General features: G+C 41.4%; 14 protein-coding genes and 1 CRISPR repeat array. Of the genes, 11 read left to right on the top strand and 3 right to left on the bottom strand.

Annotated elements, in window-relative coordinates:
- Positions 1 to 13: 13 nt before the first annotated feature.
- Positions 14 to 640, bottom strand: a complete 627-nt coding sequence (locus IQ264_RS18780) for a Uma2 family endonuclease (RefSeq protein ID WP_193982333.1) — start codon at positions 638 to 640, stop codon at positions 14 to 16.
- Between the two features lie 348 nt (positions 641 to 988).
- Here IQ264_RS18780 and IQ264_RS18775 point away from each other — a divergent pair, with 348 nt between their 5' ends.
- From IQ264_RS18775 to IQ264_RS18725, 11 genes are all read left to right on the top strand, one after another.
- Positions 989 to 1,297, top strand: a complete 309-nt coding sequence (locus tag IQ264_RS18775; RefSeq protein ID WP_193982332.1) for a hypothetical protein — start codon at positions 989 to 991, stop codon at positions 1,295 to 1,297.
- 108 nt (positions 1,298 to 1,405) lie between these two features.
- The gene (locus tag IQ264_RS18770) at positions 1,406 to 3,211 is read left to right on the top strand and encodes a hypothetical protein (protein ID WP_193982331.1); all 1,806 of its coding nucleotides are present in this window, start codon (positions 1,406 to 1,408) and stop codon (positions 3,209 to 3,211) included.
- 16 nt (positions 3,212 to 3,227) lie between these two features.
- Positions 3,228 to 4,202, top strand: coding sequence for a DevR family CRISPR-associated autoregulator (locus IQ264_RS18765; RefSeq protein ID WP_193982330.1), 975 nt, complete (start codon positions 3,228 to 3,230; stop codon positions 4,200 to 4,202).
- Positions 4,183 to 4,932: a hypothetical protein gene (locus tag IQ264_RS18760; protein WP_193982329.1), complete on the top strand. Its 750-nt coding sequence runs from the start codon at positions 4,183 to 4,185 to the stop codon at positions 4,930 to 4,932. Before IQ264_RS18765 ends, IQ264_RS18760 begins: the two co-directional genes overlap by 20 nt.
- Positions 4,910 to 5,920 (top strand): CRISPR system precrRNA processing endoribonuclease RAMP protein Cas6, encoded by a 1,011-nt coding sequence (gene cas6, locus IQ264_RS18755; protein WP_193982328.1) that lies wholly within the window; start codon positions 4,910 to 4,912, stop codon positions 5,918 to 5,920. The genes IQ264_RS18760 and cas6 overlap by 23 nt, the downstream gene beginning before the upstream one ends.
- A gap of 8 nt (positions 5,921 to 5,928) precedes the next feature.
- Positions 5,929 to 6,513, top strand: a complete 585-nt coding sequence (gene cas4, locus IQ264_RS18750; RefSeq protein ID WP_193982327.1) for a CRISPR-associated protein Cas4 — start codon at positions 5,929 to 5,931, stop codon at positions 6,511 to 6,513.
- A 6-nt stretch (positions 6,514 to 6,519) separates the two neighbouring features.
- Entirely contained in the window at positions 6,520 to 7,497 is a 978-nt protein-coding gene (cas1d, locus tag IQ264_RS18745) for a type I-D CRISPR-associated endonuclease Cas1d (protein ID WP_193982326.1), read from the top strand.
- The gene (gene cas2, locus IQ264_RS18740) at positions 7,494 to 7,790 is read left to right on the top strand and encodes a CRISPR-associated endonuclease Cas2 (RefSeq protein ID WP_073595174.1); all 297 of its coding nucleotides are present in this window, start codon (positions 7,494 to 7,496) and stop codon (positions 7,788 to 7,790) included. Before cas1d ends, cas2 begins: the two co-directional genes overlap by 4 nt.
- A gap of 315 nt (positions 7,791 to 8,105) precedes the next feature.
- Positions 8,106 to 10,090: direct repeats of the CRISPR family, unit length 37 nt; unit sequence CTTTCAAACCATCAAATCCCCGCAAGGGGACTGAAAC.
- A 47-nt stretch (positions 10,091 to 10,137) separates the two neighbouring features.
- A complete protein-coding gene (locus tag IQ264_RS18735) occupies positions 10,138 to 10,560 on the top strand; it encodes a CoA-binding protein (RefSeq protein ID WP_193982325.1) in 423 nt (140 codons plus the stop codon).
- Between the two features lie 8 nt (positions 10,561 to 10,568).
- Positions 10,569 to 11,510: a DUF5996 family protein gene (locus tag IQ264_RS18730; RefSeq protein WP_193982324.1), complete on the top strand. Its 942-nt coding sequence runs from the start codon at positions 10,569 to 10,571 to the stop codon at positions 11,508 to 11,510.
- Between the two features lie 203 nt (positions 11,511 to 11,713).
- The gene (locus tag IQ264_RS18725) at positions 11,714 to 12,526 is read left to right on the top strand and encodes a hypothetical protein (RefSeq protein WP_193982323.1); all 813 of its coding nucleotides are present in this window, start codon (positions 11,714 to 11,716) and stop codon (positions 12,524 to 12,526) included.
- 180 nt (positions 12,527 to 12,706) lie between these two features.
- On the opposite strand, the gene IQ264_RS18720 is transcribed toward IQ264_RS18725, so the two are convergent.
- A complete protein-coding gene (locus tag IQ264_RS18720) occupies positions 12,707 to 13,603 on the bottom strand; it encodes a phosphodiester glycosidase family protein (protein ID WP_193982322.1) in 897 nt (298 codons plus the stop codon).
- Complete coding sequence (locus tag IQ264_RS18715; protein ID WP_193982321.1) at positions 13,600 to 14,019, bottom strand: ACT domain-containing protein; 420 nt, start codon at positions 14,017 to 14,019, stop codon at positions 13,600 to 13,602. Before IQ264_RS18715 ends, IQ264_RS18720 begins: the two co-directional genes overlap by 4 nt.
- Positions 14,020 to 14,224 lie beyond the last annotated feature (205 nt).

Below are 14,224 nucleotides of genomic sequence, written 5' to 3'. Positions count from 1 at the left end.
AATGAAACAATTGTCAATTACCTGCTCGAAAAATTTGTGATGCAGTCAAATTCAACTCTGGAAAAATCAGCGATTCAATCCGTTCATTTTCTCGGAACTGACGTACTTGATACTCTCCTTCGACAAGTTGATAGACAGAAACGGTAGGTCGTTTAGGATTACCAATGAAGCGCCTTCCTCCTAATCCCAAATAATCGATAATCCAATATTCCGAAATACCTAGCATTTCGTATTCTTCCAACTTTAAAGCATAATCATCACTCCAATTAGTAGAAACCACTTCCACTACCAAACGGACAGAACTTCCTTGAGTAATCACAGATTCCTTTTCCCATCTGGGATTATCTGCGATCAATCTTTCATCCAGTACAATCACATCAGGTTCATACCCAGACTCGTCGCGCACAGATTTTATTACGCATTCTTTGGGAATGAAATAGGGAAGTATTAGCCGTCTAATTTCAAAGTTCAGTTCAGCTATGGTAAAACCAGCTACCCGCGAATGTTTCCCTGTAGGTTTAGGCATCTCGACAATTTCTCCGCTGCGTAGTTCGTAGTGGCATCCCGTCCCTTCTGGATACCAAGCAATAAATTCGTCAAATGTAACCGTTGTGGGTATTGTGGGTATTGCTTGAACCATAACGCTCTTTTCTATTAGCAATGCTAAGGAGGTGAGGATAGCAGAAGGTTAAATGGCATGGAAGACTTTAACCCATAAGAATAGTTTCAGTCCCTTGCAGGGATTCTGTTCTATCTATAGTCAACCTTCAGTAGCCTGTCTGCTACCCCACTGAAAGTATACTAGCAAAATGCTGAGAAAAAATAAAAGTGTATTCTTATGGATTAAAAGAAATACTTGTGTTAAAGTACGGATACAACAAAAGTGCCCCTGAACTTCCACTTCAGAGACACTTCCTCGTATTGTCTGCTTTAGAAACGGCTGATCTTCCACATCAAGCCGTTACCTTTCACATTTTTCGTAATTATTATGAATTATAAACCAACAAGCTCGCAATTAGAGCTAAACCTCAATAATTTTCAGTTTCCAGTTGCTAACGGTTTAACTACTGAGAAAGTACGAGAGTTCCTGGAAATAGTTGCCAAAGCAAAATTATCTGCTCAGGAAATTCGCACTCGTGCCAAAAATGGGAAGTTAGAGGTTGGTTATTTGTACGGAGTTTTGCAGATTTTACCTTCTCAAGTAAGAAAATCTGGTAAGTTTTGGCGATGGGACATAGTTCTTTCTCCGGTCAGTTTAGCTAATTCCTCTACCCAAACAAGTCGGTTCCAGAAGTAAACATCCGCTGTTTCCAGATTTCTTACCTGGGAACAGCATCACTTTAATTGGAAGACCCCCTTTCCAAGTGGGGAATAGAATAGCAACAGCAATAGAGAAAAACGACCAATGACTGAGGCGCTGATTGTACCGAAGAAATTTAATACTTATGCTGACACCTTTTTGTTATTGGGTTTAGCACAAATTGTGGATGATGCACTGCATCGCACCCAACAAAATAGAGAAATGCAGCTAATCGATGCGGGAACTAATTACCAAATTCGATTTGCCAAACCGATCGATATTGCCGCCTTTGCTCAACTAGATTATACCAACCCATTTCCACCTGTCAAAGGACAGAAAACAGATGAAAGTCAAATACCAGATGAAACTAGCTTTTTTGATGTAGTTAAGGAGGTAGAAAAACGTAAACTATATCAACAATATCGTTATCAAACTGGTGGCAAAGGAGAGTGGAGTGAAGAAGTACCAAAACCGCCAGATCCAAGAACGCAAAATGGTGCGATTCTAGTTTCCATGCGGCACGATCGCAATCATAATAGCTTATGGTTAGAAAGTTGGAAATTTAAAGACCATTATGGAAGTTTAGTAACTGCCTTATGTCAAAGTTTCGCTCAAAATAATCATACTCAGCCAATATCAGAAATAGTTGCCGAGCTATTTTTTCAACAAACAGGTGTCAAACTACCAGAAACAGCGGCGGCTGTAAAAATTTATCTTCCCACTGCTGTACAGGGAGTCAATCGAATCAAAGCCGATAGCAATAGAACTGATGCTCAAAAAGTAGATTGGTTAACTCTTTGGTTGATAGCTAATGGCTTGTTTGAATTTGCCATTTCTGAGCGAGTCAAAGTTGCGGAAAACACTTATGATTGGCGGGTAGTCGCCTTAGAACCGAAAGATATTTCTTTGCAGAAATACCGAGACTTACTAAGAAGTTTGAGGCAATTTAATCCACCAGGCGGCGGACATGGTATTGCGAGATTTGATGCTGAGTTAGTGTTAAAATTATGTCAGCAACTTTTAGAAAATCATCAAGCGAAAGCCAAAGGTAGAGAAGAAAATCTTTTTGAATTTTGGGTAAAACCAGTAAATGATTTTATTGGCAGTTTTCCCGGCACGCATTTTGGCTCAAAAGGACAAGTTTATGGTGTCAAAGAATTATTTACGCTGGGTTTACCAGGGTGGATTATTCCCGATAATTATGCCGAACTTCTCGATTACTTAGATGTTTTACAAGAGCATCTATCAGTAATTGTTTCCTTATCAGCGGAAGCCGGACATAGCGAATTGTTAGCAGCTTATCGAGACTTTATCACTGGAACTAATTTCTCTAGCTTTTTTAGGTTCCAAGCTAGTTATGCTGATTATATTGTCAAACAATTAGCCAATTCTCAAGGGAAAAACCCTCGTTTGTTTTCCGTAAATGGACTAAATATCATGACCAAAAAAGATGTTGATTTTACTAAGATTACCAGAGATGCCAGTTTTTTGAGAATTGCCAAAGCCATAAATCAAGCAACAGTTTATGCGGGAAAAGTTACCACTAAAGATGGGGTAAAGGAATTAGATTGGCAGCGAAATTATGGATTAGCACAACTTTTAAGCAGTCAGTCGGGTTCAAAAAAAGATTTTATTTGTGCGATCGCAGATTTTCTCGGTAAATATGAGCATGAAAATTTGCGTTTGTCCGAAAAATACTTAAACGAAGGTAAGCGTCTAAAGCGCGTGCAGCCTACTAAAGAAGATTTGGATAGGTTGATGGAATTAATCAATGAATTCGATACAGTCCTAGTAGCTAATTTATTGATTGCTTATGGTTACGCTAAATGGAATACAGCCAAAAAATCACCTTCACCCGATATTGCTGATGACTCAACTGACTCAGATGAAGACACAACAGACGAAGAATAATTAGGAGAATTAACCAATGATTAATCAAGCATTAACAGTTTATTCAATTTCCATTAGTGGCTTAGTATCTTGGCAATTACAAGCATTGAATAATGAAGGAAATGAAGGTAATCAATCTTTAACTCGCCGTTACTATATTGTCAAAAAAGGCGACCCGGAACCAAAGTTTGTTAATGGTGTATCTGGTGATATGCTCAAACATATTCAAGCGGAACATTTACACCGAATCACTATCGAAGAAGGATTGACTTTATCAGAAGGTGGTAAGCAATTTAATCCCGATCGCATTGGCTACGATATCGAGTTAGCAGAAAAACAAAAAACATTTTTGTTTGCTGAAGGAGAAACTGATTTAACTGCCAAAACTGCCAAAGTAATTCAACGTTGCACCATCAGCGATTTAGAAGGGTTTATGGTGACAGAAAAGAAAGGTCAAACCCTAAAACGCGAGTCAGTTATTGAATTTGGTGCAGTGGTTGGTTTACCTGACTTTGTGAAAACTCAAAGTTATTTTCATGCTAAATATGGCATTGATAATCCTACCCCTTACAACGTACAAATTAGTTCGGGATTATACGCTACTGTTTTAAATATTGAAGCATTTCGCATTGGTTATAATCCCCATGATTTCAAATATGCGATCGCTCTAGACGAACGCAAAAAACGCCTAGATGCTTTACTCAAAAGCGTCATGTACACCTATTTACAACCCAATGGTGCAAAACGCAATACCAATCTGCCACATCCTGATGATTTTGAAGGAATAATTACTGTCACTACCCGCCGTTGTCCAGCACCAATGATTAGTGCTTTGGAGTCAACTTATCGTGACCAAATTCAGAGTATTGCTGATACTTTGAATCGATTAAATGGCGCAGGTACAGTACATTTATTTCCCTTTAACAGTATGGCAGAATTTGCCGAACAAATTGCCCAACTAATTACCGTCGCACAACCTTGGGAGAGCAATCATGCCGAAGCAATCGAATAAATCAAAAACATCATTACCTGACTCAACAGGACAATGGCTTACTGTTACTTACCAACCAGTTAGTTTATTTTCTCTCAAGCGTTCTGATGCTACTAGTATGGCAGCGAGGTCAAATTTAGTGCCAACTCCTTACGCGATTAAAATGGCACTTCTGAAAGTATTACTAGAAAGTGAAGGTTTCGCACACAGCACAGAGTTTGATTCGTGGACTAACGATGAATTTACCTGGATTCGTGACTTACAAATTTTTGTCCAACCGCCGGAACGATTAATAGTAAATCGGAATGGTTACAAACTACGATATTACGACCAAACTGCTGATAAAGCAGATAAAACTAGACCTACTGTACCGATGCAGGATGGATTTGTGTTTCGGGAATGGGTGTATCTAGAGGGCAATTTACAAATTTGTTTTGGCCCAACTGTTAAGGTAGAAGAATTGCAACAATTGTTAGCACAAATTAACTATTTTGGAAAGCGTGGTTGCTTTTTTCAATACTTACCGGATGCTACTGAAATTACATCAAATCCTCAATTTACACCCCAACCAAACCAAAGCTTTATTGTGCAGTTGATGGATGATTTGGGCGCTAAAACCAAGTTTAGCAAAATCAATCCTTATTCTAATGAAAAAGCACAATTAGATAAAGATCGAGTTATTCAAACTGGATTTTTACCTTTGTCATTAATAGCTAGTAGTGCTAAATATGATTTATACGAGCGAAAATGAATTGCCGATCGCCGGACTCAGCCTCGTTTTACAACCAACTAATAGCAGCAATATTACCCCGCTACAAACTTGGTTATCAAATGTAGAGCCTTTGCCAATTTGGATACCTTTGGCAAGAAAAAATGGAGTGAATAAAGTTTTAGCGGTTGCTTCTGATTCGGGACAATATGCCGAGATTATCCCCTCTATTTTTGGGCAAATTAGTCAGCGAACTGTGGTGCAATGGCAAGGTCAATCTTATGAATTAACTGGAGTAGAAATCGATCGTCATGAATTGCATATTGTAGAGATTTCTTTATTAGCATTTGAACCTCTTTCACCAACTTTAGGACGGGCAATTCATGCTCTATGTTTTCAGTGGTTAGCAACTGCCGATCGCGCTTTAGCAGAACGACTACATAGTTCTGATTTATTCCCTTTCACTTTAGTAGTAAAACCTGGTAAAACTGCTAACCAATTAACTTTAAGAATTAGCATCTTGCAAAGGAATTTACTTGCTCCTTTACTTTGGGGAATGAGTCAGGATATTGGGAATGAGATTACCTTAACTAAGATTCCTTGTCGGTTAGGAAAGTGGGTAAATATTCAGCATTCGACTAGTTTTTCTGCTTTGGCTCAAGTTCCTAGTCAAAATACTATTGACTTAGAATTTTTGTCGCCAACCAGCTTTAAACAAGGGCAGGTAATTCAACCTTTTCCTTTACCAAAATTAGTATTTTCTAGTTTGTGGAGAAAGTGGAATGTTTTAGCACCTAAAGACTTACAATTACCTGAAATTGAATGGCAAGCTTTTACTGCTGCTTATGAACTCCAAACGGTTGCTTTAAAAATGAAAGGGGTAGCAGAAATTGGTGCAAAAGGTTGGGTGCGTTATCAGTTTCCTAATAACGAACAAGCTCAAATTGCGACAACTTTAGCTCATTTCGCTGCTTTTGCTGGAGTTGGGCGCAAAACGGCAATGGGTATGGGACAAACCAGAATTATTTAGGGAAAATTATGAATGGCAATTACTTACCTTTGGCTTACTTAAATGCTTGGGAATATTGCTCTCGTCGCTTTTATTTGGAATACCAATTAGGCGAAATGGAAGATAACGAACATATCATTATTGGGCGTTACTTGCATGAAAATATCAATGAAGAAGGAACTTCTCAAGAAGGCGATACTCTGATTCATCGTCAGCAGTGGGTATGGAGCGAACGCCTAAAAGTTAGCGGCATTATTGATGCGGTAGAAGAACGGGAAAATCAACTGATTCCTTTGGAGTATAAAAAAGGGAAAATGGCACAACATTTGAATGACCATTTTCAACTTTGTGCGGCGGCTTTGTGCTTAGAAGAACGCACGGGAAGAGAGATTCCGTTCGGGGAAATTTTCTATTACGGTAATCGGCGCAGACAGCAGGTAAAATTTACGCCGCAGTTACGCCAAATGACCGAACAAGCAATTATTGCTGCACAACAAACTACGGTTGGTAAAATCCCTGCACCTATTGACAACCCAAAGAAATGTCACGCTTGTAGCTTAATCAAAATTTGTCTGCCTTTTGAAGTTAAACAATTAATGCGTCAAGGAGTTTAAATAAAAATGTCTGTACTTTATGTCACGCAACCCGAAGCTGTTTTGAATAAAAACTATGAAGCTTTTACTGTTTCTCTGAAACAAGAAGATGATACTTGGAAAAAACAATCAGTTCCGGCTCAAACTGTGGAACAAGTAGTATTGATGGGTAATCCTCAAGTCACGGGTGATGCTTTGACTTATGCTTTAGAGTTGGGAATACCGATTCATTATCTTTCGATATATGGCAAATATTTAGGTAGTGCTTTACCTGGTTATTCTCGTAATGGTTCTCTGCGGTTGGCACAGTTTGAACTTTACAATGATTCTCCTCGCAGACTAGAGTTAGTTAAGGCAATTGTTGCTGGGAAAATTCAAAATCAATATACGGTTTTGTATCGGCAAAAAATTGCTAATAGTTCGCTGAAAAGTTATAAGAAATTAGCGACACAAAAACACTCTATAGATGAAGTTCGAGGGGTGGAAGGTATTGCAGCTAAAGATTATTTTGCAGAATGGACAGCTATGTTAAAAGAACCTTGGTCTTTTCCGGGAAGAAATCGCCGTCCTCCCACCGATCCGGTGAATTCTTTGTTAAGTTTTGGCTATGGATTATTGCGGGTACAGGTAACAGCAGCGGTTCATATTGTGGGACTCGATCCTTATGTTGGTTATTTGCATGAAGTGAGTCGAGGTCAACCTGCAATGGTGTTGGATTTGATGGAAGAATTTCGTCCTTTAGTGGCGGATAGTTTGGTGTTGTCTGTATTGAATAAACGTGAAATTCAACCAAATGATTTTACAGAAAGTTTGGGTGCTTATCGACTTAGTGATGATGGACGGAAGCGATTTTTACAGGCGTTTGAACGCAAGATGAATGATGAGTTTACCCATCCAGTTTTTGATTATCGCTGTACTTATCGACGGGCGATCGAATTACAGGCACGTTTGTTGAGTCGTTATCTACAAGAAGGCATTACTTACAAACCTTTGGTGTTACGATGAAAGATACTTTGTTTTATTTGGTAATCTACGATTTGCCGGATTCCAAGGCAGCTAATAAGCGGCGTAATCGCTTACATAAAATGTTATCTGGTTACGGCAAGTGGACGCAATACAGCGTGTTTGAATGTTTTCTGACTACAATCCAATTTGTGAAGCTGCAACAGAAAATTGAAAAGTTGATTAAGCCAAAAGAAGATTCTGTACGCATTTATGTTTTGGATGCTGGATCTTTGAAACGCACCATTACTTACGGTTCTGAGGAACCAAGGCAGGAAATTGCGATCGTTCTTTAATTAATCTAGAAGTCTAGCAATTTATTCACCTGAAGCCTGGTTTCTCTTTTGAAGCCAGGTTGTATAACATAAACGGAAAATATTGACAAGAGAATGCTGCTGATTTATCATAGTTTTCGTGAACCCAAGTGGGAGCAAAAACCTGGGGGGATTCACGAAAAAGCTTAGAACCTTGACAATTAAATAGTTTCAGTTTCAGTAACCGCTCAGTTATTGCTAATTAGTAGCAATAAGCTCAGCCCAAATGAGGTCAATTTTGCGATTCCCGAAAAGTGGTTTCATAAGCCTCGGTTAGTCAGGGTTTTGGGCGGCTGTCTTTCAAACCATCAAATCCCCGCAAGGGGACTGAAACATCGAAGAACAACTGCAATTGCAGCGATTGTTGCGATCTTTCAAACCATCAAATCCCCGCAAGGGGACTGAAACAACAATTTGTATGTTGGATGGGGTTCCCAGATTGGCAACTTTCAAACCATCAAATCCCCGCAAGGGGACTGAAACTTTGCACGGATTTCAAAAGCAACAGACAAAGGGCAATCTTTCAAACCATCAAATCCCCGCAAGGGGACTGAAACTAAGAATAATAAGTCGTTTCAGTTACAGACTGAGTTTTCGCTTTCAAACCATCAAATCCCCGCAAGGGGACTGAAACATGAATGGCATTAACCCAGATTTTATTCTATACTACGAATAAGTAACACTTTCAAACCATCAAATCCCCGCAAGGGGACTGAAACATGAATGGCATTCGGGGAAATACCTATTAATAAAGAGAAATGCTTTCAAACCATCAAATCCCCGCAAGGGGACTGAAACAGATGAACGCTAATCTATGGGTGTACGATTTTTATGCCACTTTCAAACCATCAAATCCCCGCAAGGGGACTGAAACTTGTCTAGCAGGATTGTTCGGCCCAAAAATGTGAGTACTTTCAAACCATCAAATCCCCGCAAGGGGACTGAAACCAATTGAATTATCATTAATTGCTACTGGTTGGATCTTTCAAACCATCAAATCCCCGCAAGGGGACTGAAACCTTGATTATACGCAAGAGGGTATAATTCATCTGTTTTTACTTTCAAACCATCAAATCCCCGCAAGGGGACTGAAACCTTACGCTCTTTGCGTTTGTCGCTAGAATTTTTGACCTTTCAAACCATCAAATCCCCGCAAGGGGACTGAAACCCTTGTAAAGCACAGCATTGAGCGTGACAATAAGGCAACTTTCAAACCATCAAATCCCCGCAAGGGGACTGAAACATACTATTCCTGTACTAGTGCCGCTTTTGCTTTGGGAAGATGAGCCTTTCAAACCATCAAATCCCCGCAAGGGGACTGAAACATACTATTCCTGCTCTAATACCTTTACGCAAGGTTACTTTCAAACCATCAAATCCCCGCAAGGGGACTGAAACGAAGCCAGTTTCCCTGTCGTCGTAGTAATAGTAATAGCTCAACTTTCAAACCATCAAATCCCCGCAAGGGGACTGAAACGAAAAATTCTTTTATGGCTATAAAGATAAAAGTGATCTTTCAAACCATCAAATCCCCGCAAGGGGACTGAAACTCGTCCAATCCTTCGCCAAAGTTTCGGGCAGCAAAAGTTTTCCTTTCAAACCATCAAATCCCCGCAAGGGGACTGAAACCAGACTGAGCACCGGGAGCCGTGCCGAGTATGTCTTCTTTCAAACCATCAAATCCCCGCAAGGGGACTGAAACTTTATCTCAAGGGCTTTATCGCAAAGCTACAGGCCTTTCAAACCATCAAATCCCCGCAAGGGGACTGAAACCTTAATGTTTTGCGGACTTGCTCACCACAACTAGAACTTTCAAACCATCAAATCCCCGCAAGGGGACTGAAACCTAATTATAATTTGATTACCATTGTCGTCAATAATAGACTTTCAAACCATCAAATCCCCGCAAGGGGACTGAAACTTATTTTTCACTTTTTTTTCATTATTAAGATGTATCTTTCAAACCATCAAATCCCCGCAAGGGGACTGAAACTCTATTTCTTTTGCCTTAATTATTGATGTCGTTATTCTTTCAAACCATCAAATCCCCGCAAGGGGACTGAAACATTTTCCCTGGGATTGATTCTTCGGAGCCGAACTTTCAAACCATCAAATCCCCGCAAGGGGACTGAAACTTAAAAAATCAACTGAGAAACAATTACAGTCTGAGCAAAAACTTTCAAACCATCAAATCCCCGCAAGGGGACTGAAACTCAGCTGCCCTTTGCAACTCGTTGCGGTAATGCTTTCAAACCATCAAATCCCCGCAAGGGGACTGAAACTCATCTACTGCTAAGTCGCAGCTAATTTTTCAGGAGAGTTCTCTTCCATGCCCAATTTAAAATTAGACGACGATATATTGCGTGACATATTAATTCAAACTAAAGTCATTGCTGTGGTGGGACATTCCGACAACCCAACTCGCATCAGCTACCAGATTGCTCAATTCTTGCGGCAAGTAGGCTATATCGTCATTCCAGTCAATCCAACGGTGAGCAAAATTGATGGGCAACCTTGCTACGCTTCACTTCGAGATGTCCCCCAGTCAGTAGAATTGATCAATGTGTTCCGGCGCAGCGAGTACCTACCGGAAATTGTTTCTGATGCGATCGCTATCAATGCCAAAACCATCTGGGCCCAGTCAGGTATCTATGACGAAACCTCTGCCAAAAAAGCATTGCAAGCCGGATTAAAAGTGATTATGGATGCGTGCATCAAAGTAGAGTACAACAGGTTAAATATAAGTCGTTAGAAAATGTTATGGCTCTTCCCACGTCTAATTTAGACTCAGAAGTTTGGGTGTCCTTACCAATCGCAGATTGGCAAGATACAAATCAAACGCTACATCTGTGGACTCAGATTATTGGCAAGATTCGATTAGCACTGGCTCCGAAAGTTAATCACTGGTGGCATTCCACTCTTTATGTCACTCCACGTGGACTGACTACATCAACCATTCCCTACAAAACTAGCACTTTTCAAATCACCTTTGATTTTCTCAATCATCAATTGGCGATGGAAACCAGCGATGGAATGACAAAAACGATCCCACTCATGCCCCGTTCTGTGGCTGATTTTTATCAAGCGGTGATGAGTACTCTACTGGATGCGGGAATAGACTTGCACATCTGGACAATGCCACAGGAAGTGAGCGATCCCATTCCCTTTGAGCAGGATACTCAGCACGCAGCTTACGATCCAGACTATGCTCAACGGTTTTGGCGAATTCTCGTGCAATGCGACCGCCTCTTGACGATTTTCCGGACTGGTTATGCAGGAAAGTGTAGCCCAGTTCATTTCTTCTGGGGCAGCTTTGATTTAGCAGTGACTCGCTTCTCAGGACGACGTGCGCCCCAGCATCCAGGGGGTGTGCCAGGGATGGCAGACTGGGTGACGCGAGAGGCTTACTCCCACGAAGTAAGCAGTTGCGGGTTTTGGTTTGGCAAAGGCGCAATCGAGGCATTATTCTATGCCTACGCCTATCCAGCCCCCGAAGGATTCTCAGATTACCCGGTGCAACCCCAGGAAGCCTTCTTTAGCCCGGAAATGCAAGAGTTCGTCTTGCCTTATGAGGCAGTAAGGCAGGCAAGCGATCCAGACACAATGGTGCTGAATTTCTTGCAAAGCACTTACGAAGCAGCAGCGAATTTAGGGCGTTGGGAGCGGGCGGCATTGGATTACAATCCAGTAATTAAGAGTTAGATTTTCTGTTCTAGGAAGCGATCGCTCGTGAGAAATTTGTACTCACGCTCGCTGCATGGGGGGAGCTTTTGTGGAACTCTATCTATTTGAATAGGAAAAAGCTTGTAGGATCTTCTCAATCTCATCCTCAAGATACTTCCAGGATGAAAAATTCTCAGGAAACATTGCTGATGATACGCTTGCACGAGAGAGAGGAGTAAGCAGTGGAATCAACATTTTTGCTTCACAAGCCCGTCATTTACGGAAGCTCCTTTGCCAACTCCCTCTTCTTGATGATGCTTTTATTGCACATCGTCGCGGGAGCGATCGCACCGATTTCGGCTATTGTAGCCTTCACAGCGCCAAAGGGCAGCAGATCGCACCTGAGAGCGGGACGCTTTTTCGCTTGGTCGATGGTCGTCGTGGCGCTCACCGGGATCGTCCTCGACTTGGTTCGACTCTGCTTTTTCGTATCAGAAAACCATACGAAGTATGCGGGTTACACCATGTCCAGCACCTATCCGGCACGCCTGGGCTTTCTGTTTGTGGGTCTGTGCATTCTCTACATTTTACGAGAGGTCACACCGCCGCGCGTATTCCGTTGGCAGTCGAGGGAGACGGCTGTCCCAGTGGTGCCTAGCCTGCTGGTTGCGACGGGACTAGTACTCACGGTTATTATCACTTGGCGACTTAATCCGTGGACTGGTGCGCTGTGGATGATCTGGACTTTCATCCTCATTGTTATCGTTATGGCACGAACCACCCCGTCCTCGAATCATAACCGTGCAACGGATATAGCGCGACATCGCTTCGGCATGAGCTCCTTGGCAGCATTCAGTTGGTGGGGTGCGCTTCAGGGGTTTGGACCTGCGATCGCTATTGCGCTCAAGGGCGACGATCCATCTACTAGCACTTATCTGGGCAATCAGCCGGGTTCGTTTTCGCCAGCGTTTTTTCTCTTCCTCGTTGGCTGGACACCGTTCTTTTTCCTCGCCGCCTACCTGATCCGCAGCTTTAGCAAGCTGCGTCATACTTAACTAAGTCACTGCACGGACGATCGAGATTCTCCGATTTTGATTACAAGAGGTCTAATAATGATTTTTTGTTGGGCGTATGATTAAAATATGCGAAAGTTGAGGGTGCGGAATGTAGGCTGCATATTGTTCAAAAAGTTGGAAATCTAATGCGCTAAAAATGTGCGCCATGGCGCACAAATTCTAAAAAACCAGTAAAACTGATTTGACAGGTCGCTTCACCCAATTTCCCTGGCTATCGACTTTGCCATAGAAAGTCTGCCCTTTGTAATAGAAGGATGAGGAACTGCCTCCATCCAAATTCATCGCTTTTTCCACCCCCAACGACTTCATAAACTTAGCTAATTCTGGTAAGGACATTCCCGAAGTAGTAGGGTTTTCTGGTTTTTGCGCCACCATTACCCACAAAAGACTACCATCAACAGTAATACCAATTGCCGTTCTAGCATTGAGTTGGTTGCTTCCTAATACATCCCTAATAACTTTTCCATTCGCCACATCCGCAAATCCCTCTGAAACCAAGCTTAATTCTGGCAATAAACTTGACCCACCACCCAAGGCATCTACTAAACGGCAACTATCAGGAATTGGTTCGTTGCGAAGGTTAATATCATAACGAATGGTTTCTCCACAAATGTAACGTCTCAATTCACTTCGAGCGAGCATTTTGTCTAGGTAAGGGGCATTTTTAGGATTATTAATAAACCGTTCATTCAATTTTGGGTCAGCAATTAACGCTCCTTCTCGAATCACAATCGAAGTAGTTTTTTGGTTTACCGGGTCAAAAAATCCACCATTGATAGCTGCAAATGTTTGATGTTTTATTGCTATATTTTCTACCAGTTCAAGTGTTGGTGAAACCACAGGTCTTACAGAAAAACGGCTAGCTTTTGGAATTAGTAGTGTATGCACTAAGCTTTGTGGCAAGCTGTAAGATTTATACTCAATTTCTGGTTGAAGTGGTGGTTCAATTGCTTGAGTGAGGGTTTTTGTCGCTCGATTCTGGGCATTAGAAAATAACATCACTGCGAAAGTAATCGAACCTACAAATATCCAAAACAGCAACCAAACTTTTTTCATGAATCGGGAGTACTAATAACTTCATTCAAGCTCATTATCGACAGAATTTCTCTGGTGCGTTCTGCATCTTTCTGAGCAACAAATAGATGATCGTGATAATAAGCAGCAATCACATTACAGCTAATACCAGCCTTGGTTAACTCTGCTGAAATAGCAGCTGTCAAACCAACTGCTTCGAGTGAAGAATGAACAGTTAACGTAATCCATGCAGCCACAAAGGAATAAGGAATAGAAAGCCGATCGGCCTCCTGTTTGCTAATAATTAACGTTGTCCCTTCTGCTTCCCGAAAAATACAAATTGGTTCTATATCTTTTGGGATTTGATTGTCAGGTACAGTACAAAATACATATTCGCCAGCTTGTAACTGCGGTTTTATTCCTTTGATTAAATTTGACAGTTCTGTTTCTCCACTCATGTTTTTCTATCGAGAAAGTGCGCTCGGTAATTGCTCGATACCCAGTATATAATAGGGATGACTCAGGTTATTACTTATTCCTACTGATAATCTAGGTAGAGTCTAGTGGGTGCGATCGCGAAAATAATGATTCATCAACTATAATCAAATCAACCACCACCACAGCCACCACAGCCACCACCACAGCCACCACCACCGTCACCAC

Source organism: [Phormidium] sp. LEGE 05292 (genome assembly GCF_015207735.1).
Taxonomy (GTDB): domain Bacteria; phylum Cyanobacteriota; class Cyanobacteriia; order Cyanobacteriales; family Aerosakkonemataceae; genus Floridanema.
The sequence above is the reverse complement of the archived record's forward strand: the minus strand, read 5'-3'. Positions and strand labels throughout refer to the sequence as shown.